Raw genomic sequence first — 24,374 nt, 5'->3', positions numbered from 1 at the left:
CCGATGTCTAGCAGGCACCCCCCACATCCGGAAGACGCCGGAAGTGGCATTCGGGGCAGACGGCACGCCCTGGCGAAGCGAAATCCTCAGCTTCTGCTAGGACCAATCGAACGGTGGGTTGTTCCGATCGTCGTACGTCGATCGGATCTCTCGGATGACATCCTCGAACCGAATCACCTGGGAAGCATCCGGGCGACCGGCACGCGGAGGTCTCGGGCGCGCCACGTCGTAGTACGCGGCCGTGCCACGCCGAGGCCCGTCCGTCTCATACAGCCCGATGAAGAACCTCTCGAAGAGATCGGGCACGTCATGTGGCTCGCTGCGCGGGATGCGGTTCCTGAAGTAGCGCACGGCGGCGCCGAAGGAGGAAATGCCTGCTTCTTCGCCCTTTGCCACGCCGGCGTCATCGCAAGCGTCGTACGGAAGGTAGAGCACGCAAGCCAGCACCGAGTACGGTTGGCGCTCATGGTAGTCCATCGCCTCGGCTCGGAGCTCGTTGTCGACCCGTGAGTAGTTCTTGGTGTAACGCTTCGTGCCTGGGTCGCGGTAGTTCACCGTCTTGATGGAAACGCCGAGCGCGAGACCGAGTTCAGGCGTCGAATAGTTGACGTCGAGCTTCTTGAAGCCCTTCGCGGTCCGGGCGCGCGATTCACCCCCTGTTCCGTCTTGCCTCGGGAGAATGCCGGGAAAATCGTCTCGAAGGGCGCGAGCGAAGAGCATGGCGAGCGCGTCGGACATTCGAGCCCCGTACGGCCCCTTTCCATCCCGACCGTCTGGGCGCGGGCCGGCGTAGTTCAGCACGTCGGCCATGGACGCGATGCGCGAAAGCTTGGCGAGTCGGTCCGCCTTGGCCGAGGGCGATGCGGGCAGCTTCGGGGACATCCGTGCTCCGAGTTGATGGTCAGCGGGCGACGCGTGCGAGGAAGCGCGAAAGCTTGCGCTCGACGTCGAGCGGCCGCTCCTCGATCTCGCACTCCCAGAGTACCATCGTTCGAAACCCGAGCGCTTCCAGATCAGCGATCACGCGGCAATCGCGCCTGCGGTTCGCGTTGAGCTTCGCGAGCCAAAATGCGCGGTTCCGCTTCGGAACGGAGGCTCTCCCGCAGTCGTTATGCCAGTGCCAGAAGCATCCATGGACGAACACGGCCCAGCGCCGGCTCCAGTTCACGATGTCCGGCGACCCAGGAAGCTTTTTCGAGGATCTCCGATATCGCCCACCCAAGCCATGCAGCATGCGGCGGACGATGAGCTCAGGACCGGTGTCTCGTTGTCGGACGCGCCCGAGTCGCTTGGAGGTTGCCTCGTCGCGAACGAGTTCCGGGTGCCGCTTCGATCGAGTCTCGCTCATGCCGCCGCGAGAGCTTGCATCCTTCTCAGGTGGGCGTCCACCGACGCGAGAAATCCCGGAGGAAAGCGGAGCGTGCTCGTTCGCGCGCGCCCCAGGAAACCTGCGGTGGCTTTGGCGGACAGCAACTCTGGATCGTCCTTCAGGAAACGATGCAGAGGCGCACCGCGACGACGGACGGGCCAGGCTGAGAGCGGCGCGCAGAACCGACCATCGCCGACGTTCCAGGCGGCTCGCGGCCATGCCGAACCGGGCAGGAGGCGCTGACCCACTGCGTTCACGGGCGGCAGTGGTCGCGCGAGTCGGTCACCAATCCAGGCGGCCACATCGACCGTCACCGCGTTGCCCACTAGCTTCCAACGGTACCCGCGCTTGGCAACGGCTTCAGCCGGTTTCGTCCAGTCTGGCTGGAATCCCTGAAGGCGCTCGAGATCGCGAAGGGCAGGCTTCACGATTTCGCCTGACGGCAGCAAGATCGCGGGAGCAGAAGGGATCCCGATGGTCGATCCCCCCTTCAACGTTGGGACCGCGTTGACCGCCCAGCCCAGACCGCGAACGCCCTCCGTCCAGTAGAACCCGCAGGCCAGGCCTGCGGGATCCTCCTGCTCCGGCGCTCCTGCTTCATCGGCGAACAGGACCGAGCGGGGGTCTTCTTCCAGCGACGCGAGAAAAAACACGCGCTCCCGACGTTGTGGGAGGCCAAATGCCCGCGTGTCCACAACCCGGTAGGCCCAACGATACCCGAGTGTCTCGAACCCCTGAACGATCACGTCCATCGCCCGCCCGCGGCTGAGTTGAAGCATGAACGGGACGTTCTCGAGCAAGATCCACGGGACGGTGGACTGCTCTAGCAGTCGAAACACTTCTCCGACGAGGCCGGATCGAGACCCAAGAATGCCCGCCGTCTTCCCCGCCTGGCTCAAGTCCTGGCATGGGAAACCCGCGGTGACGAGGGATGTGTCTTTGGGTAGGCGCTCGAGAGTTCGAATGTCCCCGTGCTTCGGCACCTCGGGAAATCGGGCATCGAGAACCGCGCGCGCACACGCGTCGTTCTCGCACAGGAGCTTCGTGTGATGCCCCGAGCGTGCCATTCCGAGTTCGAGTCCCCCGATGCCCGCGAACAGGCCCGCAACGCTGAGCACCCGCCGCTCGCGTTCCGCTCGCGCAGTCCGCCTCGGTCTGCGAACCTTGAGTGGGAGCGGTTGCTGGACGAGGGCGGCATCCAGGGAGCCAAGCTTTTCTACGCGCGCCATCGCGCGAAGGTACGACGCCAGTCTGACAGGCCGCCTAGCTCACCGGCACTCCGCTCGCTGCGTCCTTAGCGTGCTCTGCGCCGCGCCGATCCGGCTACGGAGCAATCCCGCCCACGGCCAGCCGGTAGATCCGCGTCGGCTCCATCCCCGCGGGCGCGAGCTTCCCGTCCTTCCAGCCGTCCACGTGGCTGTTGCCGATGTAGACGAACGCGCCGGGCAGCAGCGCGCCGGTGGTGGGCACGTGCCAGCCGGGGTTGGCGGTCTCGAGCACCTCGGCCGTCCGGACGCCGGCGGCGCCGGGCTCGAGCTCGAGGCGGACGATGCGCGGGAGGCCGGCGCCGTTCTGGACGGCGACGAGCGTCCGGCCGGCGGCGGAGAGGCCGTCGATGCCGGTCAGCGGGAAGCGGCCGGGCCCGCGCAGGCGGCGGGGCGCGCCGCCATCGCGCGGCAGGTCCCACAGGCCCGTCGCGTCGGCGACGAGGAGCCGGCCGTCGGCGAACGCGATGCCGTTCGCGTAGACCCAGCGCCGCCCGCCGCCGGCGGGCGCCAGCGCGTCGGCGCCGGGGTCGAGCCGCCACACCTCTCCGCCCTCGCTGTCGGTCGCGTACACGGTGCCGTCCTCGGCGACGGCGAGGTCGTTCAGCATGTGGCCCGGCCCGTCCAGCCCGGCGCTCCGTCGCGGCGCCCCGCCGGCGAGGTCGAACGCGACGAGGCGGGTGCGCGCCGTCGTCCCGCCGGCCGCGTCGGCGCGCCGGAGGGTGGCCGCCCACAGCAGGCCGCGCGCGGCGTCCACCTTGATCCCGAGCACCTGGTCGAGCCCGGCGCCGGGGCCGACGAGGTCGCGCGCCGCGCCGCCGGGGTCCACGCGCACGATCTTCCGCAGCCGCATGCTCCCGACGTAGAGCGCGCCGTCGCGCGGGTCGGCCGCGATGCCCTCCGCCACCAGGCCCGGCTCGGCCAGCGTGGCGGCGAGCGGCGCGTGCGGCGTCGAGGGCACGCGCGCGGCGAAGCGGGCGGCGAGCGCCTTCAGCTCGGGGCGGCCCGCCAGCGCGGGGAAGTCGGCGGGATCCATCCCGTTCGACCAGCCGGCCTCGTCGAGCGACCGGAGCAGCGCCAGGGCGCCGTCGGCATCGCCCTGGCCGGCGGCGAGCCACGCCCGCAGGTAGGGGAGGCCGGGATCGCCCGGATCCTGCGGCGCGGCGCCGCCACCGGCGGCGGCCGCGGCCGCGGCCGGGGCCGCAGGCGCGGGCGGCGCGGCCGGCGCGTGCTGGCACGCGAGGGCGAGGGCGCTCGCCGCGGCCCCGAGGAGGGTGAGCGCGAGCGGGAACGGCCGGGCAGGGTGCGGGCGCGCGACGAAGGCCATGGTCACCTCACGTGAAGAGGGCTCCCCGGACCGATGCGCCGGCGCGGGCGTTGTGACGGGCGCCGCCACGCCAGGGGGCCCTGGGGTGGGCTGCGGCCGCGGCCTGCGCCGTGCTAACAGTGGCGCGTGGCCCACTTCTCCCGCCGCCTCCCTGGCGTCCTGCCGCGCAAGGACCTCGTGCGCCTGCTCGTGCCCACGTACGCCGCGGCGCGCGGCGTGGACGAGGAGGAGGCCGCCGAGCGCCTCTCCCGTGCGCTCGCCGCCCCGGCCGCGCTCGACGAGCTCTACGGCGGCATCTCCGACGCGCTCCGCGACGCGCAGGGGCCGCGCACCTCGGAGGACGCGCTCATGGACCGGCTCTCCGCGGGCGTGGTGACGCGCGGCGGGCGCGCCCGGGCCGCGCCCTCGACGCCGGCCGTCTCGGCCGCGCTCATCCGGCTCGACCTCGAGATCGGCATCGCCCCCGAGTCGATGCGCGCCATGCTCGCGACGGGGCCGGGCCGCGCGATGCTCGACGAGGGCCTGCGCGCGCTCGGCGCCCACGTCGTGAAGGAGCTGCTGCGCGGCGCGCGCGGGCGGCCCGGGTCCGGCGAGGCGTAGCGGCGGGTCAGCGCGCGCCCGCGCCGCGGGCGGCGGGGCGGCGGTGGACGCGCGGCCGATCGCGGCCGAGCAGGAGGCCGGTGGCGAGCACGCCGGCGAACGGCAGCGGGAGATCCTCGGTCATGCCCAGCTCGAGCGCGGCCGGGATGCCGAAGAGCGACCACAGGAACGGGATCACCAGGAGCCGGCGCGGCACCGGCCGGTCGGTGAGCAGCAGCAGGCCCAGGGTGAAGATCGTGTTGGGGCAGGGCGTCACGCCGAACGCGGGCGCGCGCGGGTAGGCGTGCCCCGCGAGCGCGCCGACGAGCGGGTAGACGGCCGCGGCGTAGAGCATGAGCGAGAGGCCCGCGGTGGTGAGCCCGCCGGGCCGGGCGTGGAACGACAGCCCCCCGCGCACCGACGCCGTCGCGAACAGCACCGCCTGCACCACGAACGCCGCGGCGAACGCCGGCGCGAGCGGGGACACGCGCGCGAACGCGCTCGCGTGGAACGCGGCGGCGGCCGCCCACAGGAGCGCGAGCACGAGCGCGGCGCCGGCGCTCGCCCCGCGCCCGCCGCGCACCGCGAGCACGAGCGCGAGGAGCGCGAGCGCGTACGCGACGAGCGGCATGGGCCACACCGCGCGGTTGAACTGCTCGAACGCGTCGAGGAGCTGCTGCGAGCCGAAGGGGACGCCCATGGGCCACCTCCGCCTCCCAGCAGGCGCACCGCCGCGCGGCGGCGTCGAGCGCCCTCGGCGTGGCGACCCGATCGCGGGCTCCGCCGCGCGCGGCCGCGCGCGCACCGGGATGGTTGCATCACAAACAGTGAACGCGCCGCGCGGGCCGCCCGGGGTTCCCCCGCCCGCCCGCCGGGAGTATGGTGCCCGCCGAACCATGCCGCAGCGCGTCCTCCTCGTCTCCCACCCCGACTGCCAGGCGCACGATCCCGGCCCCGGGCACCCCGAGCGCCAGGCGCGGCTCGAGGCCGCGCTGGAGGCGCTCGCCGCGGACCCCGCCCTCGGCCCGGAGGTGCTGGAGCGGGTCGAGGCGGCGCGCGCGACCGAGCAGGCGCTGCTGCGCGTGCACACGCCCGGGCACCTCGCCCGCGTGCGCGGCCACGTGGAGGCGGCCGCGCGCACCGGGATGCTCGACTGGCTCGAGCCGGAGACGCCGGTGTCGGCGGGCTCGTGGCGGGCGGCGGTGGCGGCGGCCGGCGCGGCGATCGAGGCGGCCGAGCGGGTGGCGCGCGGCGAGGCGCGGGCGGCGTTCGCGCTGGTCCGGCCGCCCGGGCACCACGCCTGGGCCGACCGCGCCGGCGGGTACTGCCTGCTCAACAACGTCGCGATCGCGGCGCGCGCGGTCCAGGCGGCGGGGCTGGCGCGGCGGGTGCTCGTGGTGGACTGGGACGTCCACCACTGCGACGGCACGCAGTCGATCTTCTGGGAGGACTCCGCGGTCTACGTGCTCTCCGTGCACCTGTGGCCGCACTACCCGCACACGGGCGCGCCGGAGGAGCGCGGCGCCGGCGCGGGCGAGGGGACGACCCGCAACGTGGCGGTGCCGCACGGCACGCGCGCCCCTGAGCAGCGGCGCCTGTTCGAGGACGGGCTCGCGGCGGCGCTCGCGGAGTTCCGCCCGGACCTGGTGCTGCTCTCGGCCGGCTTCGATCCGCTGGAGGGCGATCCGGAGGGCGGCCTGCACCTCGAGCCCTCCGACCTGCACGCGATGACCCGCACGCTGGTGGAGCGCTGCGCCGCGGCGGACTGCGATCGGATCGCGGCGGTGCTGGAGGGCGGCTACGTCCCGCCGCGCCTGGGCGAGGGCGTGGTGCAGGTGGTGCGCGCGCTCGCCGGGCTGCCGGCGGCCTAGCGCGGACGCGCGCCGAAGCGGATGAGGTCGCGCTCGCCGCGCCCGAACGCGCCCAGCAGCGCCGCCGGGCCGTGGGCCTGCGCGTCCGCCAGCTCCTGCGGCGAGAGGAACACGGCCATCGACACCTGCACCAGCGCCGCGTCGAAGCGGATCGCGTCGGGCAGGTCGGGGAACCAGCGCCCGGCGCTGGGCGGGAGCAGCGCCACGCCGGCGCGCCCCGCGTCCACCAGCGCGGGCTCCGCGAGCGGGAGGATGCGGACCGGGTCGCCCGCCGGCGCGGCCCGCTCCACCCGCGCCAGCAGCGCTCCGACGATCACGGGATCCGCGTCGGTGAGCGTCGCGACCACGCGGCGGCCGGACCGCCCGAGCGTGAACACCACCGCCGCGCCCGGGCTGGGGGCGAGCGGCGCGGACGCGAACACGGCCGGCGGGCCGTCCGGGTCGAGCGCGATCTCGACCGCGCGGCCGCCGACCGCGGCGGGGACGTGCTCCATCACGTACACGAGGACCCGGGCCTCGAGCCGGCTCAGCGCCGCTTCCATGCCGGGAGCTTGCCACGTTCCACGCCGGAGCGGGAACCGCGGCTGCTAGACTCCGCGCCCATGCTCGCCCGCCGCCGCCGCGCCGCCTGGCCCCCCTGGAAGGAGAACCGCCGCGTCGCCCTGTCCGTGGCCGCCGTCGCGCTCGCGATCGGCGCGGTGGTGCTGTGGGGGCGCGGCACGGGACGCCCCGACGTCGCCCTCGCCGCGCAGGCCGCGGCGCTCCTCGGCTGGTTCGCGCTGCTCATGGTGGCGGTGCGCCGGCCACCCCGAGCCCGGGCGCCGCGCGACGCGTCCGGCGCCGCCATCCTGCGCGCCGGGCTGGCCCGCCGGCTCGCGTTCCCGCTCCTGCTCGCGCCCGCGCTCGGCGCGGTCGCCGTGCGCGCGGTGCGCGAGCAGCCGGGCGCCGCCGGCTTCGGCCTGGCCGGGCTGGCGGCGCTGGTGGTGCTGTTCCTGGCCCTGGGCGCGCTCCGCCCGGCCCGCGCCTTCCGCCTCGGCGAGGACGGGCTCGAGCTGCGCCTGCGCGGCCGCCCCGCCGCCCTGCTCCCGTGGTCGCGCCTGCGCGAGGTCCGCGTGGAGACCTGGCGGGCGCAGGCCGGGCTGGTGCTGCTCGGCGAGGAGGGGAGCCCGTCCCTGGGGGTGAGCGCCTGGCTGGACGGCTCGGCGGAGCTGGCGGCGGCGCTGCTCCTGCGCGCCCCGGCGCGCGCGCTCGCGGGCCCGGGGACGCGCGAGGCGCTGGAGGCGCTCGCCGGCGGGCTCGGGCCCGGCCCCGCCGCCGCCCGCTGAGCCCCCGCCCGTCGCCCGGCGACCCGGGCGCCGCCGCGTGGACATCCTCTCGCGTGGGGGTGTGCGCGTGGGGAGCCGGCTGGCGGAGCGGATCCGGGAGAGCGGGGAAGAGGTGCTGGCCGCCTGGGAGGCGGGCGTGCGGACGCTCGCCAGCGCGGCGCGGGCGCCCGCGCCGGCGCTGCTCGATCGCGTCCCGCAGCTGCTCGGCTGGCTGGCCGACCGGCTGGACCACGGCGGCGCGCCGGAGGAGGAGCGCGACGCGTTCGGCCACCACCACGCGCTGGAGCGGCTCGCGCAGGGCTTCGACCTCGTCGAGGTCGTCGCCGAGCTCGGGCTCCTGCGCGAGTGCCTGCTGGACGCCTGGGTGGCCGCGCCGGACGGCGTCGCGCCCGCCGACGTCCGCCTCATGGAGGTGGAGCTCGACCACGTGGTGGCGCTGGTGGTGCTGAGGTTCGTGCGCGAGCGGGCGGCCGGCGGCGCGGCCGCGTCCGCGGGCGCGTGAGGCGGGAAGCGGCGCGTGGCGGCGGCCCTGGTCCTCGGCACGGTGCTCCTCGCGCTCGTGCTCTTCTGGACGGAGTGGGTCCCGGTGGAGGTCACCTCGCTTCTGGTGATCTGCGTGCTCGCGGCGACCGGCGTGCTCACGCCCAGGCAGGCGTTCTCCGGGTTCTCCGACGACACCGTGATCTTCATCTTCACCCTGCTCGCCATGACGCAGGGGCTCGCGGCCACCGGGGTGGTGAAGGCGGTCGGCGAGCGGCTCACCGTCCTGGGCCGGTTCGGGCCGACCCCGTTCCTCGTCGCGCTGCTCGTGACCGTGGCGGCGTTCTCCTCCTTCGTCTCGAACACGGTCACCGCCGCGGCGTTCCTGCCGGTGGCGGTGAGCGGCGCCGAGCGCGTGGGGATGCCCAAGCGCGAGGTGCTGATGCCGATGGCGTACGCCTCGATGCTGGGCGGCACGGTGCTCCTGTTCGGGACCTCCACGAACCTGGTGATGAGCGCCGCCATGGCGCGCTCCGGGCTCGGCCGGATCGGCGTCACCGAGCTGGCGCCGCTCGGGCTGCCCATCGCGGTGCTGGGGATCGCGCTGGTGGTGCTCGTCGCCAGGCCGCTGCTCCGGCGCGGCGAGCGGCCCGCCGAGCCGGAGGCGGTGCCGGAGCGCGCGTACCTCTCCGAGGTGGCGGTGCCGGCGGGCTCGCCGCACGTGGGCCAGCCGCTCTCGGAGGTCGCGCCGACGCTCGGCGCGCGCCCGGTCGCGGTGGTGAGGGACGGCGAGCCGCGGCCCGCCGAGCCGGGCGCGGTGCTCGCGCCGGACGATCGCGTGGTGGTGGAGGGCCGGCGCGAGGAGATCGTCGGGGCCGCCGCCGCGCCCGGGGTGGCGCTCGGCACCGGCGCCGCGGCGGCCCCGCCGGAGCCTGCGCCGGGCGCGCCGGACGCGCCGGTGGTGGTGGAGGCGTCGGTCCCGCCCGGCTCGCGGCTGGCCGGGAAGGCGCTGGCCGAGGCGGATCTGGCCGCGCAGCTGGGCCTCGACGTGCTGGGGATCCACCGGCGCCCCGTCGTGCAGCGCCTCACCAAGCTGCAGCTCCTCGCGCCGGGGCGCCGGCGCGGCGGGTCGATCGGCGCGCTCCCCATCGCGGCCGGCGACCTGCTGCTGCTCCGCGGCTCGCGCGAGCGGGTCCGCGCGCTCGCCGACGGCGGGCTGCTCCTCGTGCTGAGCGGCGTGGACGCCGAGCCGCTCCGGCGGCGGAAGGCGCTGCTCGCCGCGGCGATCTTCCTGGCGGCGCTGGGGGTCGGGACCGCGGGGCGGATGCCCATGGCGGTGGCGGGGCTGGCGGGGCTGCTCGCGATGATCTTCACCGGCTGCGTGGACGCGCGCCGGGCCCTCCGGGTGGACTGGCGCGTGGTGCTGCTGGTCGGGTCGATGCTGGCGCTCGGGCTCGCCATGGAGGAGAGCGGCGCCGGGCGCCTCGTCGGCGAGCGGCTCGCCGCGGCGGGCACGCTGGCCGGCCCGCACGGCGTGCTGCTCGCCCTGGTGGTGCTCACCATCGTCCTGTCCGCGCCCATGAGCAACCAGGCCGCCGCGCTGGTGATGCTGCCCGTCGCCATCGCCGCCGCGCACCGGCTCGGGGTGGACCCGCGCCCGTTCGCGATCGGCGTGACGCTGGCCGGCTCCTGCTCGTTCGTGACGCCGCTCGAGCCGGCCTCGATGCTGGTCTACGGCGCGGGCCGCTACCGGTTCGCCGACTTCGTGCGGGTGGGGACGCCGCTCACGCTCGCGATCGTGGCGCTGCTCACCCTGGGGGTCCCGCTGGTCTGGCCGTTCACGCGCTGAGCGGCGGGACCCGGCCGGCCCAGGGCGCGGCCTGCTCCACCTGCGCCGCGAGCCGGAACAGCGTCGCCTCGCCCCCGAACCGCCCCACCACCTGCACGCCGATGGGCAGGCCGTCGCGGCTGAAGTGGAGCGGCAGGCTCATCGCCGGCTGGCCGGTCTGGTTGAACAGCATGGTGTTCCCGGTGGCGTCGAACGAGCGGCTCCCCAGGTCGTCGAAGAGCCGCTCCAGCAGCCGGCGCGAGCCGAACCGCGCCACCAGCCGCAGCGCCAGCCGCTCGTGCGAGCGCGCCGCGAGCGCCCCGACGCGGACCGGCGGCCGCGCCAGCGTGGGCGTGAGCAGCGCGTCGTGGTGCTCGAAGAACGCCGCCACGCCGCGCGAGGCCTGCTCCAGCTCGACGCGGGCGAGCACCAGGTCCTGCGCCGAGAGCGCGCGGCCGCCTGCGGCGAGCGCGGCCGTCTCCGGCTCGAGGTCCCCGGCGCGCGGGCGGCGGCCCGCGTGGCGGGCGGCGAGCGCGACGTCGGCCGCGGTCTGCGCCGCGAGCGTCACCAGGTACGCGCGCGCCAGCGCGTCGCGCGGGAACTTCGGGCGCGCCTCCACCAGCTCGTGGCCGAGGTCGGCGAGGAGCCGGGCCGCCGCGTCCACCGCCGCGGCGCACTCGGGATCGGTGGCGCGCGCGAACAGGCCCTCGCGCGTGAACGCGATGCGCAGGCGCCCCGGCGGCGCGCCCACCTCGGCGAGGAACGGCCGGGCCTTCGGCGGCGCCGCGTACGGGTCGCCCGGCGCCGGGCCGTCGATGGCGTCGAGCAGCGCCGCGGAGTCGCGCACCGAGCGCGTCAGCACGCCGTCGATCGCGAACCCGCCCAGCGCCTCGCCGAACGCCGGGGCCAGCGTGACGCGCCCGCGCGTCGCCTTCAGCGCGAACACCCCGCACACCGACGCCGGGATGCGCAGCGAGCCGCCGCCGTCGTTCCCGTGCGCGGCGGGGACGATCCGCGCCGCCACCGCCGCGGCGCTCCCGCCGGAGGAGCCGCCCGAGGTGAACGCCGGGTTCCACGGGTTCCGGGTCGGCCCGCGCAGCGCCGGCTCGGTGACGCCCATGACGCCCAGCTCCGGCGTGTTGGTCTGCCCGAACAGCACCAGCCCCGCCGCCTGGAAGCGGCGCACCGTCTCGGCGTCCTCCGGCGCCACGAACCCGGCCAGCAGCCGCGAGGAGCACGTGTACGGGTGGCCCTTCCACGCGGCGAGCAGGTCCTTCAGCAGGAACGGCACGCCGGAGAGCGGGCCGGCCGGGAGCGGGCCGCGCGCGCGCGCCCGCGCCTCGTCGTCGTAGCGGGCGACGATGGCGTTGATGGGCGGGTTGCGCCGGTCGGCGCGCTCCAGGGCCGCCTCCAGCAGCTCGAGCGCCGTCACCTCGCGGCGCGCGACCAGCTCGGCCAGGCCGAGCGCGTCGAGGCGGTCGTACTCCGGCAGTCGCACCGCGTGGCCTCCCCGGGGGACGTCACGTCCCAGGATAGCCCCGGGGCGGGGCGCGGGGCGCACGCGGGAGCCCCGCGCCCCCGCCGGGGCGGGAGCTAAGGGGTCGGGGACGCGCCGCAGGCCCAGGCGTGCTCGGTGCCCTGGTGCACCGCGGCGTACACCGCGTCGCGGAGCCGGTTGGCCTCGTCGTCGGTGAGCGTCCGGCCCAGCGCGCGCAGCACGATCCGGAGCAGCACGTTCTTCTGCCCCGGGCGGATCCCCAGCCGCGCCCGCGCCGCCTCCGGCAGCGCGTCCCAGGGCGTCTCCGACCGGACCTCGATCGCCTCGACGTCGGCGGCGCGCGGCCCGAGCGCCTCGCGCACGCGGTCGCCGAGCGCCTCCGCCCCGGCGTCGGCGGCCACCGCCACCGAGAGGTCGCGGCGCACCGGCGGGTGGCGCGACACCGGCCGCCACGGCGAGAGGTCCTGCATCTGGGCCGCGATGCGCGGGTCGTCGGAGCGGAGCAGGCGGATGTCGTCGAGCCCCTTCGCCAGCATCACCAGGCGGTCGAGGCCGAGCCCCATGGCCAGCCCGCTCGCGTCCGCGGGCAGCCCGGCCTCGGCGAGCACCTCGGGCGCGACCAGGCCGCACTCGCCGATCTCGATCCACTCGCCGCGCACGCGGACGTCGATCTGCCGGCCCTCGCGCGTGTACGGGTGCGGCGACGGCACCACCGAGAGCGTGAGCTCGGGCAGCACCGCCCGGACCGCGCCGGCGATCATCTCGGCCAGCTCGTGCACGCCGAGCGGCGCGCCGCGGCGGATGCGCCACAGGTCCACCTGGTGCGGCTCGCCGGTGTGGAGGCGGTCGATCGCGTCGCGCCGGTAGACCATGCCCGGGCAGACGAGCAGCACGTCCCGCGGCGGCGCGGCGGCGAGCCTGCGCAGCGCCGGCGGGACCAGGGCGGTGGTCTGGGTGCGGAGCAGGTGCGTCTCGGAGACGTAGCGGGTGTGCCGCGCGTCGCGGGCCGCGCCGCCGGGCGGGTAGTGGAGCCGGTCGTAGTTGTCGGCGACCGCCACCACCGGGCTGGCGCGCTCCACGGCGACCGGGCAGCGCCAGGCGGCGGAGAGCGCGTCCACCGCCTTGCGCAGCACGAGCTGCACGGCGTGCGGACCCTGCGCAGGGTCGGTGAGATCGCGGAGGGCGAGCGCGCGTTTCAGCGCGCCGGGGGAGAGGACGGGGAGCTTCGACATGGTTCGGACCTCGAGCGCCGGGGGCGCGCCGCGCGGCGGACGCGCCCGTGGAAGGAAGGGTGGAGCGACGACTCCCCCCGCCACGGCCCGAACGATCTCGATGGTGCGGAGCGGCCCCTGCTCACCGCGCGAGCGGGTCCGTCCAGGCACCGGGCCGGGACGGAGGGCCGCTAAATCGCGCACACGGGCTCGTCCGGGCACCGGGCCGGGACGAGGGGCCGCAATATCGACGCGCGATCGCGCTCAGGAGGACCACGTCACGAGGATATCCGCCGGGGGGCGCCGGCGCAACGCCCGCTCACTGCTTGAGCTGCGCGCGGTGCCCGGCCTCCTCGTCGAAGCCGTGCGCGAGGACGAAGTGGTAGACGGGGTACGGCTCGTCGCCGCTGCCCCCGATCAGCTCGAACAGGAACTGCCCGGCGTCGCCGTCCGGGTCGGGGAGCACCTGCACGAACAGCACCTCGCGCGCCTCGATGGCGATCTCGGCCAGGGTCTGCTTGCCGCGGGAGAGCTGCACCACCGGCACGCGCTCCTCGTCCTCCTCGAGGTGCCAGTGCAGATCCTCCTGGTCGTAGAGGAACGTGTCCGGGGTCCCGGCGCGCAGGATGCAGTTGGGGTGGCGCTTGAGCCAGCGCCAGAAGCGATCGAACGTGAGGGTCGAGCCGGTCTCGACGGTGACGGGCATGGGTGGGAATATAGCGTCGAAGGTCCGCGCGCGGGGCCCATCGCGCGCGGGGACGGGTCGAGGCCGCGATGGATCGCTTCCGCGCAGCCGGGCTGGAGCTCCAGGAGCTGGGCGCGCGCGATCTGGCGCGCATCCAGGACCTGCTGGAGCGGTGCGCCGAGTGGTGGGCGCTCATCCACGGCCGCGCGCCGCGCGACGACGAGGCGGAGTGGCTGCTGCACGACGTCCCGCCGCGCTTCGACCGCCGGCGGCTGCTGGGGCTCGCCGCGGGCGGCGGCGCGCTGGCGGGGCTGCTCGACGCCGCCGACGGCTGGCCCGAGCGCGGCGTCACCTGGATCGGCCTGATGCTGTTCGAGCCCGCCTCCCGCTCCCGCGGGCTGGGCGCGGCGCTGCTCGCCGAGCTGGATCGCGAGCTGCGCGCCGCCGGCGCGCGGGCGGTGCAGCTCATGGTGCAGGCGCAGAACCCGCGGGCGCGGGCGTTCTGGGAGCGGATGGGCTTCGCGCCGATGGCGAGCGCGCGGGTGCGCGCCGGCCGGCTGGTGAACGACGTGACCGTGCTCCGGCGCGACCTCGCCGTGCCCGCCGTGGACGGCCGGCCGCGCGGGCGCGGGGCCGCCTGAGCCCGCCGGGCGCTGGCGCTCCCGGGCAGCCCATGCGGGCTCGCGACCGCGCCGCGCGGGACGGCTAATCCCGGGGCGTGCCAGAGTCCCTCCGGACGCGCGGTCGAGCGACGCTCTACGTGCGCCGGCGCGCGCCGCGCGCGCGGGGCGCCTGATCGCCGAGCGTCGCCATGATGTCGCGCCAGCCATCCGCCGCCGCCGGCCCCGCCGCCCGGAACGCGCCCGCGAACAGCCGCCGCTGCGCGCCGGACACGCGGCGCTCCAGCGCCGCGCCGCGCGCGGTGAGCGTGAGCGCGCGGCGCCGGCGGTCGTCGGGCACCGCCGCCGACGCGACCAGCCCGTGCGCCACCAGCTCGCGCAGCGGCCGCGCCAGCGCCTGCTTCGACACGCGCAGGATCCCCAGCAGGTCGCCGGGGGAGAGGCCCGGGTTGCGCCGCACGAAGTACAGCACGCGGTGGTGCACGCGCGACAGCCCGCGCCCGGCCAGGATCCGGTCCGGCTCCGCGGTGAGGTTGCGGAACGCGAAGAACAGGAGCTGGGACGCGTCGTCGAGCGGGTCCGTCGGGTCGATCATGTTGACGCTCACGGTCCGGGCGGCTGTAATACGTCAACGGCATTGACCTGAGCCGCGCCGGGGCGCCAGTGTAGCACCGGGCGGGCGGAGGACACGATGGGCATCCCCGTGGAGCGCACCCGCAGCCCGAAGCCGCACCCCGCCGACGCCGACCTCGGCTTCGGCCGTCACTTCACCGACCACCTGTTCCGGATCGACTGGTCCGAGGGGAAGGGCTGGCACGCGCCGAGGGTCGAGCCGTACCGGCCGCTCTCGATCGACCCGGCCGCCTCGGTGCTCCACTACGGGCAGGCGATCTTCGAGGGGCTGAAGGCGTTCCGCCACCGCGACGGCGGCATGCGCCTGTTCCGGCCGGCGGCGAACGTGGCGCGCCTCGCCGCGAGCGCGCGCCGGCTCAGCATGCCGGAGCCGGAGTCGGGCGTGGTGCTGGAGGGCATCCGCACGCTGCTCCGCACCGACGCGGACTGGCTGCCGGCCTCGCCGGGCACCGCGCTGTACGTTCGGCCGGTGATGTTCGCGACCGAGGCGTTCCTGGGGGTGCGGCCCTCCAAGACGTACACGCTGCTCGTGATCGTCTCGCCGGTCGGCGCCTACTTCTCCGGCGGCCCGCACGCGCTGCGCATCTGGGTGGAGCGGGCGCGGGCCCGCGCGGCGCAGGGCGGCATCGGCGCGTCCAAGGCGGCCGCGAACTACGTGGCCAGCCTGCTCGCGGGCGAGGAGGCGAAGGCGCGCGGGTACGACCAGGTGCTCTGGCTCGACGCGGCCCGGCACGCCGATCTCGAGGAGATCGGGACCATGAACGTGTTCGCGAAGCTGGGCGCGACCGTGGTCACCCCCGCGCTCGAGGGCACGATCCTCGCCGGCATCACCCGCGACTGCGTCCTCACGCTGCTGCGCGACTGGAGCGTGCCGGTGGAGGAGCGGCGGGTCTCGCTCGCGGAGCTGGAGCGCGCGCACGCCGCCGGGGCGCTCGAGGAGCTGTTCGGCACCGGCACCGCCGCGGTGGTGGCGCCCATCGGCGAGCTCGCCTGGGAGGGCCGGCAGCTCGTCCTCCCCGCGCCCGGCCCGCAGTCGCTGGGCGAGCGGCTGCGCGCGGCGGTGCACGCCATCCAGCGCGGCGAGGCGCCGGATCCGCACGGCTGGGTCGAGCCCGTCTAGGCGCTCAGACCGCGACCGGCGCCCGCTCCACCAGCGTGCTCGCCTCCACCGCGCGGCCGCCGCGCAGGTAGAGGCGCGGCACGCGCGCGGAGATGCCGGCCAGGATCTCCCAGGAGATGGTGTCGGCGATGGTGGCGAGATCGTCGGCGTCCACCCGCTCGTCGCCGTCGCGGCCGATGAGCGTGACGACGTCCCCGGCCGCCACGCCCGGCACCGCGGTGACGTCCACCATGCACATGTCCATGGCCACGCGGCCCACCACCGGCGCGCGCCGGCCGTGCACGAGCACCTGGGTCCGGTTGCCGAAGCTGCGCCGGTACCCGTCGGCGTAGCCGCACATCACCAGCGCCACGCGGGTGGCGCGGTTCGCGGCCCAGGTGCGGCCGTAGCCCACCGTGGCGCCGCGGTCGATCTCGGAGACGCGCGCCACGCGGGCGCGGAGCGACATCACCGGGCGCAGGTCGGCGTCGGTGCCGCACCACGGCGCGGGGCGGTAGCCGTAGAGCGAGAGCCCGCCCCGGACCGCCTCGAGCGCCATCTCGTGGTCGAGCAGGATGCTGGCCGAGGCGGCGCAGTGGCGCTCGGGCACCCACGGCAGGCGCCGGGAGGTGTCGCGCAGCACCTCGAACTGCGCGCGGGTGAAGCGCTGGTCCCCCTCCTCCGCCGCCGCGAAGTGCGTGAACAGGCCCTCGACCCGGAGGCCGGGCAGCGCGCGCGCCCGCTCGGCCAGCGCCACCAGCGCGTCGGGGGTGAGGCCGTGGCGGTTGAGCCCGCTCTCCAGCTCCAGGTGGATGGGGACCTCCGCGCCGCGGCGGCCGGCCTCGGCCGAGAGCGCCTCCACCAGGTCCATGGCCCCCACCGCGGGGCGGAGGCCGAGCGCGACCACCCGGGCCGCGTCGCTCGCCGGGGTGTGGCCGATGACGAGCAGCGGCGCGTCGAGGCCGGCGCGGCGCAGCTCCTCCGCCTCGTCCACGCACACCACCGCCAGCCCGTGCGCGCCCGCCTCCAGGGCCGCCCGCCCGCACGCCACCGCGCCGTGCCCGTAGGCGTTCGCCTTGACCACGGCATAGAGGCGGGCCGGCGAGGCGCGGGCGGCGAGGAGGCGAACGTTGTGGGCGAGGGCGTCGAGGTCGATCTCGGCCCACACGGGCCGGCCACCCCAGGTCGAGGGGACGATGGACATGGCGCGCATCTTAGTCCCCGCCGGAATTCTGGACAGGAGAAGGCGGCGCGGTGCGTCGGGCGGCCTCGCGCCGGGACGCGCGCGCCGGCGTCCGCGCGTGTTACCCTGCCGGCCCTTCGACCGGGCGTTCGGCCGCCCAAGCACGGGAGGAAGCGCATGAGCCGCAGCCGCTACCAGGATCTCTGTGAGTCGCTCGAGCAGGCGCGCGCCGGGTTCGCCGGCTACCGCTCCGAGTGCGTGCTGTTCGCGGCGACGCTGTCGCGCGGGCTCATCGAGTACTCGGGCTGGCCGCGCGAGCTGGTCGGCTACGAGCCGGTCTCGCCCGGCGCGAACGGCGAGCCCACGCAGAAGATCGAGGACGCCATCCACCTCGGCGAGGACGGCTTCTGGCACGTCGGGCTCCGGCTCGCGCTGGAGGAGCCGAAGGGGCGCGACTCGATCCTGCTCGAGATCCGCTTCAAGAAGCTGGAGACCCGCTACATCATCTCGCTGTTCGGGATGGAGGACTTCGAGATGGCGGAGCCGACGCCCGAGGCGCTCCAGCCGCTCCACGAGTCGATCCTGAACGCGGTGAAGCGCCACTACGACTACGGCCTGCGCCTGTTCCTCGAGAACGGCGGCCGCGGCCTCAAGATCCCGATCTCCACGCAGCGGCTGCTCGAGATGGCGCGCGGCGCGGGCGGCGCCGCCTAGCCGGGCGCGCCCCGGACCGTCTCCCGCGAAGCGCAGGCGGACGCGACGGCGGTGGCGGGGTCCGCGGACGGGTGCTAGCGTGCCGGGGTTCCGGATCCACGCGCAGTGCACCCGTTCCACGGAGCGTCCCGCCATGCGCCTCATGCTCGCAGCCGCCGTCGCAGCCCTCGCCCTCGCCGGCACCGCCCGCGCGCAGGTCCCGTCCATGCCGTCCAGCGCCGACGTCGACGCCGCCAGGGCGAAGGCCGACGCGCACGCGGCCGAGCACTCCGCCGCCGCCGCCGCCAAGGCGGAGGGCCAGGCGAAGGCGGCCGAGTCGAAGGCGGTCGAGAAGAAGGACGCCGCGGCCGCGAAGGCGAGGTCGCACCGGACCGCCGCCGAGGCGAAGGCGCTCGAGGCGAGGTCCGCGGCCGAGGCGATGCAGCAGGAGCAGGGCGCCGGCGGCGAGGCCGTCGCGCCGGTCGGCGAGCCGAGGGGGGTCGCCGAGGGCAAGGCGAAGGCCGAGGCCGCCGCCGCGAAGGGCCAGGAGAAGGCCGCCGCCGCGTCCGCGCACGGCAAGAAGAAGGGCCACCAGGCCGCCGCGAAGGCGAAGGCCAGCGGCGTGAAGGCCGGGCAGAAGGCCGACGCGAAGGCGTCCGACGCCGCCGTGAAGGCGAAGGCGGCCGCGGCCAAGGGCGACGAGAAGGCCGCCGAGGCCGCCGAGAAGGCCGAGGAGACCCGGAAGGCCGTCGAGGGGAAGTAGCCCCGACCCATCCGCTCGCGGTCCGACGGGGCTCACCGTGAGCGGATGCTCGATCGACCGCTCGCCCTGAGCCCGTCGAAGCGAAGGGCGAGCGGCGGCGCGCCTCAGCCCCGCAGCGCGCCGTCCCAGGAGCGCGCCAGGTAGGCGTCGATCCCGCCGCCGCCGGGCGTGAGCACGGTCTCGACGTAGGCGTCGCGCTCGGCCGCCACGATCGCGAGATCCCACACGCAGAGCGACTCGCCCTCGCGCGCCGGCCGCCAGCCCGCGTCGTCGCCCACGATCACGCGGAGCGGCAGCTCGCGCTCGCGGTCCCACCACGCCACGGTGACGCGGTCCAGCTCCGGGAGCTGGTGCTCGAGGACGAGCCCCACGCCCGGGCGGTCGTGCTGGACGGCGGGCTCCGGGAGCGCCGAGAGCGCCAGCCCGCGCCCGCTCCGGAAGCGCTCCTCCGCGAACGCCGAGCCGGCGTCCACCGAGGCGTAGCGCTTCAGGCGGAAGCCGAGGTGCTCGACGAGGCCGCGGTAGCGGGTGACGGGCGGCGTGGGCGGGCGGACGACGCGGAAGGGCATGGCGGCGCACCATAGCGGATGCGCGCGGCCGGGGGGAGGGGCGGAGCGTTCAGCCGACGAAGCTCTCCTGGTAGCCGGGGTCCTCGATGCCGAGCGCGATGGCCGTGGGCTGCAGCGGCAGGTAGCAGTCGAGCATCACCGCCAGCTCGTTCGTGCTGCGCGTGCCGATCGACGCCTCGTACGCGCCGGGGTGCGGGCCGTGCATCGTGCCGGCGGGGTGGTGCGAGATCGAGCCGGGGCCGACGCCGCGGCGGCTGGTGAACTCGCCCCGCACGTAGAACAGGATCTCGTCCACGTCCACCGAGGCGTGCGGGTACGGGCAGGGCACGGCCTCGGGGTGGAAGTCGGTCACCCGCGGCACGAACGAGCAGACCAGCGCGCCGCGCGCCGCGAAGGTGCCGTGCCACGTCGGCGGCAGGTGCACCAGCCCGGCGCGCGGCTGGAAGTTCAGGATGGGGAACGCGAACGGGTAGAGCGCGCCGTCCCAGCCCACCACGTCGAGCGGCGACGCGTCGTAGCGGAAGCCGTGGAACGCGCCGGCGCGCTTCACCACCAGCTCGCGGAGCCCCTCGTCCACCGGGCCCTTCAGCTCCACGCGCCGGAAGTCGCGGTGGGAGTAGGGGGCGTCCATGCGGAGCTGGCCGGTCTCGTTGCGCCACTGCGCCGGCAGGTGCATGCCGCCCGGGAACTCGAGCGACAGCCAGCGCTGCGGCCCGGCGTCGGGCACGATCCGGTGCAGCAGGCCCCTCGGCACGTAGACGTAGTCGTGCTGCCCGAAGCGCAGGTCGCCCATGGGCGAGCGCAGGAGCCCGCCGCCCTCGGCGACGAAGTAGAGGTCGTCGCCGTCGCCGTTCGCGAAGTAGACCGGGTCCTCGGAGGTGGGCGTCACCAGCCCGACCACCACGTCGGCGTTGAACAGGAGCGGGCGCCGGGCGTCCACCGGCGGCCCGCCGCGCGCCGCGAGGTCCTGCGTCCGGTAGTGGCGCTTCAGCAGCGCCCGGGCGGGCGCGGGCTGCGGCAGCGGGAAGCCGTTCCGGGCCTGGGCGGCGTGGACCGCGTGCGGCCGGTTGCGGTGGTACAGCAGCGCGTAGGGCCCGTCGAAGCCGGCGCGGGTGTACGCCTCCTCGTGGAGCAGCCGGCCCTCCGCGTCGCGGAACGCGAGGTGGTGCTTGCGCGGCACCTCTCCCTGGACGATCCGGTCGAGCATCCGCTCAGGCCCGCCCTTCGCGCACCTGCTCGCGCTCGATGGACTCGAACAGCGCGCGGAAGTTGCCCGCGCCGAAGCCCTGGTCGCCCTTGCGCTGGATGATCTCGAAGAAGAACGGCCCGGCGTCCGGGTCGTGGTACAGGCCGGCGGACTCGCGCAGGAAGATCTGCAGCAGGTACGAGTGGTCGCCCGCGCCGTCCACCAGGATCTCGAGCTCCTGCAGCACGCGCGGGTCCTCGTCGATCCGGCCGATGCCGGTGCTGCGGATCCGCTCCGGCAGCGCCTCGTAGTACGCCGCCGGCGTGGGCATGAACTCGACGCCCCGCGCGCGCATGCCGCGCACCGAGGAGAGGATGTCCTGCACGGTCAGGGCCGCGTGCTGCACCCCGTCGCCGCGGAGGTCCTCGTTGAACAGGTTGATCTGCGACGACTTGAACGCGGGGCGCCGCGGCTCGTTGTTCGCGAACTTCACGCCGGAGCGCGGGTCGCGCATCACCACCGAGCGGAGGCCCGAGCCCTTCTGCGCCTCGATGGCGGCCCGGCGCGCCCCGGCCGCGTCCTTGGTGTGGAACTCCACCTCCCAGAACTCCTCCATCCCCATGACGTGCTCCATCCACAGGAGCGCCGGCTTCATGGTCTGGAAGTTGTTGGTGAGGTGGTCCACGTGCCCGAAGCCGAACGCGTTGCGCCCGCCCTCGGGCGCGGCGAGCGGCTCGATGCCCGGGTAGACCGCGCGGAAGCCGCGGCGCTCCACGAACCGGAAGGTGGTGTCGCCGAGCGGCGTGGTGATGCTGAACGTCCGCAGCGTCCCGCCGTCGTCCCGGTGCTCCTGCACGTCGGTGATGGGCGTGCCGCCGCGCTCCTCCAGCAGGCGGAAGGCGCGCTCGGCGTCCTCCACCTCGAGCACCACCGTGCCCACGCCGTCGGGGTGCTTGCGCAGCCAGCGCCAGGCGCGGCCGCCCTGGCCGACCGGCTCGGAGCAGACCACGCGGACGCCGCCCGCCTCGAACACCGCGGACCGCTGCCGCCCCTCGCGCTCCAGCGCGGGCGTGCTGCGCGCGACCTCGGCGAAGTCCAGCTTCTGCGCGTAGAAGCGGCGGCTGCGCTCGAGGTCGTGCACGTAGTAGTGCAGCCCCTCGATGCGGACGATGCCGAGCGGCTCGAGCTGCGTCTTCTGCGAGGTCATGGCGTCCTCCTGTCCGGCGGCGGCGCGTCGGGCTGGCGATCGGGGTGGGCGGCCTGGAACGGCGCGAGCGCCGCGCAGGCGTCGTCCACGCGGCGCAGCGTGGGGTAGGGCTCGAGGTCGAGGCCGAACCGGCGCGCGTTGTAGAGCTGGGGCACGAGGTAGCAGTCGGCGAGGGTGGGCGCGTCGCCGTGCGCGAAGCGGCCGGCGCCGTCCCGCGCCGCGGCCTCCAGCGCCGCGAGCCCGCGCGCGATGAAGAACCGGGCCCACTCGCGATCCCAGCCCGGCACCTTCTCGCGCAGCATCCGGAGCACGAGCGCGTTCTGCATCGGCTGCGTGCCGGAGTTCACGTGCTCGGCGAGCGCGCGCACCCGCGCGCGGCCCCACAGGTCGGGCGGCAGCAGGGCCGGCTCGGGGTGGCGCTCCTCCAGCCACTCGAGGATCGCCATGGACTGCGCCAGCAGGTGCGTCCGCCCGTCCTCCTCCACCTCCAGCACCGGCACCTGCGACATGGGGTTGCGGGCCTGGTGCGCGGGCTGGAACTGCTCCTGCGCGAGCAGGTCCACCGCGCGGTACTCGTACGCGAGCCCCTTCAGCGCGAGGCCGAGGCGGACGCGCCAGGCGGAGGAGGAGCGCCAGTAGGAGTAGAGGCGGAGCGTCATGGCGCGCGCACCTTCTGCGAGATGGTGCCGAAGACGTTGCGGCCCTCGCCGTCGCGGACCTCGATCTCGACGGTGTCGCCGGCGGCCAGGAAGCGCGTGCGCGGGGCGCCGCCGTCGATCATCTCGAGCGCGCGCTGCTCGGCGATGCACGACCAGCCGCGGGCGCGATCGGCGTTCGAGACCGTGCCGCTGCCCAGGATGGTGCCGGCGGTGAAGCCGCGGGTCCGCGCCACGTGCTCGAGGAGCTGGAAGAAGGAGAAGTGCATCTCCGGGCCGGCGTCCACGGTGCCCACCACCGCGCCGTTCCACCGCACCGTCATGCGCAGGTGCAGCCGGCCGTCGCGCCAGGCCGGGCCGACCTCGTCCGGCGTGACCGCGAACGGCGAGAACGCCGTGGCGGGCTTCGACTGGAAGAAGCCGAAGCCCTTGGCGAGCTCGCCCGGCACGAGGTTGCGCAGGGTGACGTCGTTCGCGAGGCAGAGCAGCCGGACGTGGCGGCCGGCGTCGGCGGCGCGGGTGCCGCGGGGCACGTCGCCGAGGATGCAGCAGACCTCGCCCTCGAGGTCGAGGCCCCAGCCCGGATCCGGGAGCGGGAGGTCGTCGGTGGGCGCGAGCAGCACGCCCGAGCCGCCCTGGTACACGAGCGGGTCGGTCTCGAGCGTGGGCGGCGGCTCGGCGCCGCGGGCCTTCCGCACGAGCCGCACGTGGTTGAGGTACGCGGAGCCGTCCACCCACTCGTAGGCGCGCGGCAGCGGCGAGTGGAGCGTGCGCGGATCGAGCGGGACGCCGGCGGCGCGCCCCGAGTCGAGCGACTCGGCGAGGGCACGGAGCTTCGGCTCCGCCGCCTCCCACCGGTCGAGCGCGTCCTGGAGCGTCCTGGCCGCGGGGGCTGCGTCGAGGAGGGCCTCGCCGTCCCGGCGGACCACCATCAGCCGTCCGTCACGGCTGCCGTCACGTTGCGTCGCCAAGCGCATTCTGGGTGCAACCTAGTAATGGGTGGCTCGGCGGGTTGCGACCCGAGGATCGGGGCGCCGGCGGGCCCTCTCGGGGCGAGCGCGGCGCGTGGCGCATTGCGCCGTCGGCGCGCCGGCGGCTATGAACCGCCGGTGTCCGGCCTGATCCTCTCCGTCCACGGCTCCATCACCGAGATCCGCCCCGAGGACTGGGACGCGCTCCTCGAGCACGAGCCCGAGCGCGCCAGCCCGTTCGCGCGCCATGCGTTCCTGGCCGCGTGCGAGGAGAGCGGCTGCGCCACCCCGCGAACCGGCTGGGCGCCGCGGCACCTGGTGGCCCGGCGCGGCGGCCGGGTGGTGGCGGCCGCGTTCGCCTACGTGCGCGAGAGCTCCGACGGCGACTTCGGGCGCGACTGGGAGTGGGCGGCGGCGGCCGCTCGGGCCCGTCTCCCCTGGTACCCGAAGCTCGTGCTGGGCGTGCCGTTCACGCCCGCCACCGGGCGCCGCTTCCTGGTGGCCGCCGGCGAGGACCGCGCGGCCCTGGTCCGGGCGCTGCTGGAGCGGGCGCGGCGGCTCTGCGCCGAGGAGGGGCTCCACGGGCTGCACGTGCTGTTCCCCGGCGCCGACGAGGCGCGCGAGCTGGAGGAGGCCGGCCTCGCGCTCCGGGTGGACTTCCAGTACCACTGGCGCAACGCCGGGTACGCCGACCCGGAGGCGTTCCTGGCGGCGTTTCCGTCCAAGCGCCGGAACGCCATCCGCCGCGAGAAGGCCGCGCCGGAGCGCCAGGGGATCGCCATCCGCACCGTGCGCGGCGACGAGCTGTCGCGGGACCCGGAGGGCTGGGCGCGCGACTGCTTCGCGCTGCACCGCGCCTCCACCGACCAGATGTCCTGGGGCATGCGGTTCGTGAACCGCGCCTTCTACGCGCGGGTGTTCGCCGGGCTCCCCGACGCGGTCGAGGTGGTGGAGGCCCGGCGGGAGGGGCGGCTGGTGGGGATGGCGTTCAACCTCGCCAGCGCCGAGGTGCTGTACGGCCGCTACTGGGGCTGCGTCGAGCAGCACCCGTTCCTGCACTTCAACGTGGCGCTGTACCACTCGATCGACGAGTGCATCCGGCGCGGCGTGCGGCGGTTCGAGGGCGGCGCCGGGGGGGAGCACAAGCTCGCCCGCGGCTTCGAGCCGGCCGAGACCTGGAGCGCGCACCTGCTGCTCGATCGCCGGCTCGACGCGCCCATCCGCCGCCACCTCGAGCTGGAGCGCCCGCAGCGCCTGGAGGCCGTGGCGCGCTGGCGGGAGGAGCACCCGCGGCTCGGCGGGTGAGCCCTTCGACTCCGGCGCTCATCCCGAGCGTAGCGCGGCCCGTCGGGCCGC

Annotated in this window: 26 protein-coding genes; 10 read left to right on the top strand and 16 right to left on the bottom strand. The window is 75.7% G+C overall.

The genetic code is table 11. The features are described from left to right. Positions 1 to 96: 96 nt before the first annotated feature. The 4 genes from ADEH_RS17815 to ADEH_RS17800 form a co-directional block, all read right to left on the bottom strand. On the bottom strand, positions 97 to 882 hold the full coding sequence (locus tag ADEH_RS17815) for a hypothetical protein (protein WP_011422493.1): 786 nt from the start codon (positions 880 to 882) through the stop codon (positions 97 to 99). Between the two features lie 19 nt (positions 883 to 901). Further along, positions 902 to 1,348 carry a very short patch repair endonuclease gene (locus ADEH_RS17810; RefSeq protein WP_011422492.1) on the bottom strand — a complete coding sequence of 149 codons (447 nt, stop codon included), beginning with the start codon at positions 1,346 to 1,348 and terminating at the stop codon, positions 902 to 904. Then, positions 1,345 to 2,487, bottom strand: coding sequence for a DNA cytosine methyltransferase (locus tag ADEH_RS22875; protein ID WP_011422491.1), 1,143 nt, complete (start codon positions 2,485 to 2,487; stop codon positions 1,345 to 1,347). The genes ADEH_RS17810 and ADEH_RS22875 overlap by 4 nt, the downstream gene beginning before the upstream one ends. A 205-nt stretch (positions 2,488 to 2,692) precedes the next feature. Continuing rightward, the gene (locus tag ADEH_RS17800; RefSeq protein ID WP_011422490.1) at positions 2,693 to 3,961 is read right to left on the bottom strand and encodes an SMP-30/gluconolactonase/LRE family protein; all 1,269 of its coding nucleotides are present in this window, start codon (positions 3,959 to 3,961) and stop codon (positions 2,693 to 2,695) included. Between the two features lie 126 nt (positions 3,962 to 4,087). Between ADEH_RS17800 and ADEH_RS17795 the strand changes: the two genes are divergently transcribed. After that, positions 4,088 to 4,561, top strand: coding sequence for a hypothetical protein (locus tag ADEH_RS17795; RefSeq protein ID WP_011422489.1), 474 nt, complete (start codon positions 4,088 to 4,090; stop codon positions 4,559 to 4,561). A gap of 7 nt (positions 4,562 to 4,568) precedes the next feature. Here the strand turns inward: ADEH_RS17795 and ADEH_RS17790 are convergent, their stop codons facing one another. Beyond that, the gene (locus ADEH_RS17790; protein ID WP_011422488.1) at positions 4,569 to 5,240 is read right to left on the bottom strand and encodes a DUF6064 family protein; all 672 of its coding nucleotides are present in this window, start codon (positions 5,238 to 5,240) and stop codon (positions 4,569 to 4,571) included. A gap of 196 nt (positions 5,241 to 5,436) precedes the next feature. Between ADEH_RS17790 and ADEH_RS17785 the strand changes: the two genes are divergently transcribed. Continuing rightward, complete coding sequence (locus tag ADEH_RS17785; protein WP_011422487.1) at positions 5,437 to 6,411, top strand: histone deacetylase family protein; 975 nt, start codon at positions 5,437 to 5,439, stop codon at positions 6,409 to 6,411. Here the strand turns inward: ADEH_RS17785 and ADEH_RS17780 are convergent. After that, the gene (locus ADEH_RS17780; protein WP_011422486.1) at positions 6,408 to 6,953 is read right to left on the bottom strand and encodes a hypothetical protein; all 546 of its coding nucleotides are present in this window, start codon (positions 6,951 to 6,953) and stop codon (positions 6,408 to 6,410) included. The genes ADEH_RS17785 and ADEH_RS17780 overlap by 4 nt on opposite strands. Positions 6,954 to 7,013: 60 nt before the next feature. On the opposite strand from ADEH_RS17780, the gene ADEH_RS17775 reads away from it, so the two are divergent. From ADEH_RS17775 to ADEH_RS17765, 3 genes are all read left to right on the top strand, one after another. After that, on the top strand, positions 7,014 to 7,736 hold the full coding sequence (locus tag ADEH_RS17775) for a hypothetical protein (RefSeq protein ID WP_011422485.1): 723 nt from the start codon (positions 7,014 to 7,016) through the stop codon (positions 7,734 to 7,736). Positions 7,737 to 7,803: 67 nt separating this feature from the next. Next, positions 7,804 to 8,238: a hypothetical protein gene (locus ADEH_RS17770; RefSeq protein ID WP_011422484.1), complete on the top strand. Its 435-nt coding sequence runs from the start codon at positions 7,804 to 7,806 to the stop codon at positions 8,236 to 8,238. A gap of 15 nt (positions 8,239 to 8,253) precedes the next feature. After that, positions 8,254 to 10,065 (top strand): SLC13 family permease, encoded by a 1,812-nt coding sequence (locus tag ADEH_RS17765; protein WP_011422483.1) that lies wholly within the window; start codon positions 8,254 to 8,256, stop codon positions 10,063 to 10,065. Here the strand turns inward: ADEH_RS17765 and ADEH_RS17760 are convergent. From ADEH_RS17760 to ADEH_RS17750, 3 genes are all read right to left on the bottom strand, one after another. Beyond that, the gene (locus ADEH_RS17760; protein WP_011422482.1) at positions 10,055 to 11,542 is read right to left on the bottom strand and encodes an amidase; all 1,488 of its coding nucleotides are present in this window, start codon (positions 11,540 to 11,542) and stop codon (positions 10,055 to 10,057) included. The two genes, ADEH_RS17765 and ADEH_RS17760, sit on opposite strands and share 11 nt — an antisense overlap. Before the next feature lie 95 nt (positions 11,543 to 11,637). Then, positions 11,638 to 12,774 (bottom strand): hypothetical protein, encoded by a 1,137-nt coding sequence (locus ADEH_RS17755; protein WP_011422481.1) that lies wholly within the window; start codon positions 12,772 to 12,774, stop codon positions 11,638 to 11,640. 298 nt (positions 12,775 to 13,072) lie between these two features. Beyond that, entirely contained in the window at positions 13,073 to 13,459 is a 387-nt protein-coding gene (locus tag ADEH_RS17750; protein ID WP_011422480.1) for a hypothetical protein, read from the bottom strand. Positions 13,460 to 13,527: 68 nt separating this feature from the next. Here ADEH_RS17750 and ADEH_RS17745 point away from each other — a divergent pair, with 68 nt between their 5' ends. Continuing rightward, the gene (locus tag ADEH_RS17745; RefSeq protein WP_011422479.1) at positions 13,528 to 14,079 is read left to right on the top strand and encodes a GNAT family N-acetyltransferase; all 552 of its coding nucleotides are present in this window, start codon (positions 13,528 to 13,530) and stop codon (positions 14,077 to 14,079) included. Between the two features lie 115 nt (positions 14,080 to 14,194). Here the strand turns inward: ADEH_RS17745 and ADEH_RS17740 are convergent, their stop codons facing one another. Then, a complete protein-coding gene (locus ADEH_RS17740; protein ID WP_011422478.1) occupies positions 14,195 to 14,653 on the bottom strand; it encodes a MarR family winged helix-turn-helix transcriptional regulator in 459 nt (152 codons plus the stop codon). A 96-nt stretch (positions 14,654 to 14,749) separates the two neighbouring features. On the opposite strand from ADEH_RS17740, the gene ADEH_RS17735 reads away from it, so the two are divergent. Then, complete coding sequence (locus tag ADEH_RS17735) at positions 14,750 to 15,811, top strand: branched-chain amino acid aminotransferase (protein ID WP_011422477.1); 1,062 nt, start codon at positions 14,750 to 14,752, stop codon at positions 15,809 to 15,811. A 4-nt stretch (positions 15,812 to 15,815) separates the two neighbouring features. Here ADEH_RS17735 and alr read toward each other — a convergent pair whose 3' ends face one another. Continuing rightward, positions 15,816 to 16,994 carry an alanine racemase gene (alr, locus tag ADEH_RS17730; RefSeq protein WP_041453666.1) on the bottom strand — a complete coding sequence of 393 codons (1,179 nt, stop codon included), beginning with the start codon at positions 16,992 to 16,994 and terminating at the stop codon, positions 15,816 to 15,818. A 156-nt stretch (positions 16,995 to 17,150) separates the two neighbouring features. On the opposite strand from alr, the gene ADEH_RS17725 reads away from it, so the two are divergent. Then, positions 17,151 to 17,687 carry a hypothetical protein gene (locus ADEH_RS17725; protein ID WP_011422475.1) on the top strand — a complete coding sequence of 179 codons (537 nt, stop codon included), beginning with the start codon at positions 17,151 to 17,153 and terminating at the stop codon, positions 17,685 to 17,687. A gap of 133 nt (positions 17,688 to 17,820) precedes the next feature. Next, positions 17,821 to 18,429: a hypothetical protein gene (locus ADEH_RS17720; RefSeq protein WP_011422474.1), complete on the top strand. Its 609-nt coding sequence runs from the start codon at positions 17,821 to 17,823 to the stop codon at positions 18,427 to 18,429. Positions 18,430 to 18,533: 104 nt separating this feature from the next. Here the strand turns inward: ADEH_RS17720 and ADEH_RS17715 are convergent, their stop codons facing one another. Genes ADEH_RS17715 through ADEH_RS17695 form a run of 5 tightly spaced genes read right to left on the bottom strand, consistent with a single transcriptional unit; the run spans position 18,534 to position 23,024 of the window. Then, positions 18,534 to 18,998, bottom strand: coding sequence for a hypothetical protein (locus ADEH_RS17715; protein WP_011422473.1), 465 nt, complete (start codon positions 18,996 to 18,998; stop codon positions 18,534 to 18,536). A gap of 49 nt (positions 18,999 to 19,047) precedes the next feature. Beyond that, positions 19,048 to 20,205: a homogentisate 1,2-dioxygenase gene (locus ADEH_RS17710; RefSeq protein ID WP_011422472.1), complete on the bottom strand. Its 1,158-nt coding sequence runs from the start codon at positions 20,203 to 20,205 to the stop codon at positions 19,048 to 19,050. 4 nt (positions 20,206 to 20,209) lie between these two features. Beyond that, positions 20,210 to 21,391, bottom strand: a complete 1,182-nt coding sequence (locus ADEH_RS17705) for a 4-hydroxyphenylpyruvate dioxygenase family protein (RefSeq protein WP_011422471.1) — start codon at positions 21,389 to 21,391, stop codon at positions 20,210 to 20,212. Continuing rightward, positions 21,388 to 22,050, bottom strand: a complete 663-nt coding sequence (gene maiA, locus ADEH_RS17700; protein WP_011422470.1) for a maleylacetoacetate isomerase — start codon at positions 22,048 to 22,050, stop codon at positions 21,388 to 21,390. The genes ADEH_RS17705 and maiA overlap by 4 nt, the downstream gene beginning before the upstream one ends. Next, positions 22,047 to 23,024 carry a fumarylacetoacetate hydrolase family protein gene (locus ADEH_RS17695; protein WP_011422469.1) on the bottom strand — a complete coding sequence of 326 codons (978 nt, stop codon included), beginning with the start codon at positions 23,022 to 23,024 and terminating at the stop codon, positions 22,047 to 22,049. The genes maiA and ADEH_RS17695 overlap by 4 nt, the downstream gene beginning before the upstream one ends. A gap of 132 nt (positions 23,025 to 23,156) precedes the next feature. Between ADEH_RS17695 and ADEH_RS17690 the strand changes: the two genes are divergently transcribed. Continuing rightward, a complete protein-coding gene (locus tag ADEH_RS17690; RefSeq protein WP_011422468.1) occupies positions 23,157 to 24,323 on the top strand; it encodes a GNAT family N-acetyltransferase in 1,167 nt (388 codons plus the stop codon). The last annotated feature ends 51 nt before the right edge of the window (positions 24,324 to 24,374 follow it).

Source organism: Anaeromyxobacter dehalogenans 2CP-C (genome assembly GCF_000013385.1).
Taxonomy (GTDB): domain Bacteria; phylum Myxococcota; class Myxococcia; order Myxococcales; family Anaeromyxobacteraceae; genus Anaeromyxobacter; species Anaeromyxobacter dehalogenans_B.
This window is presented reverse-complemented; position numbering and strand designations above follow the sequence as displayed.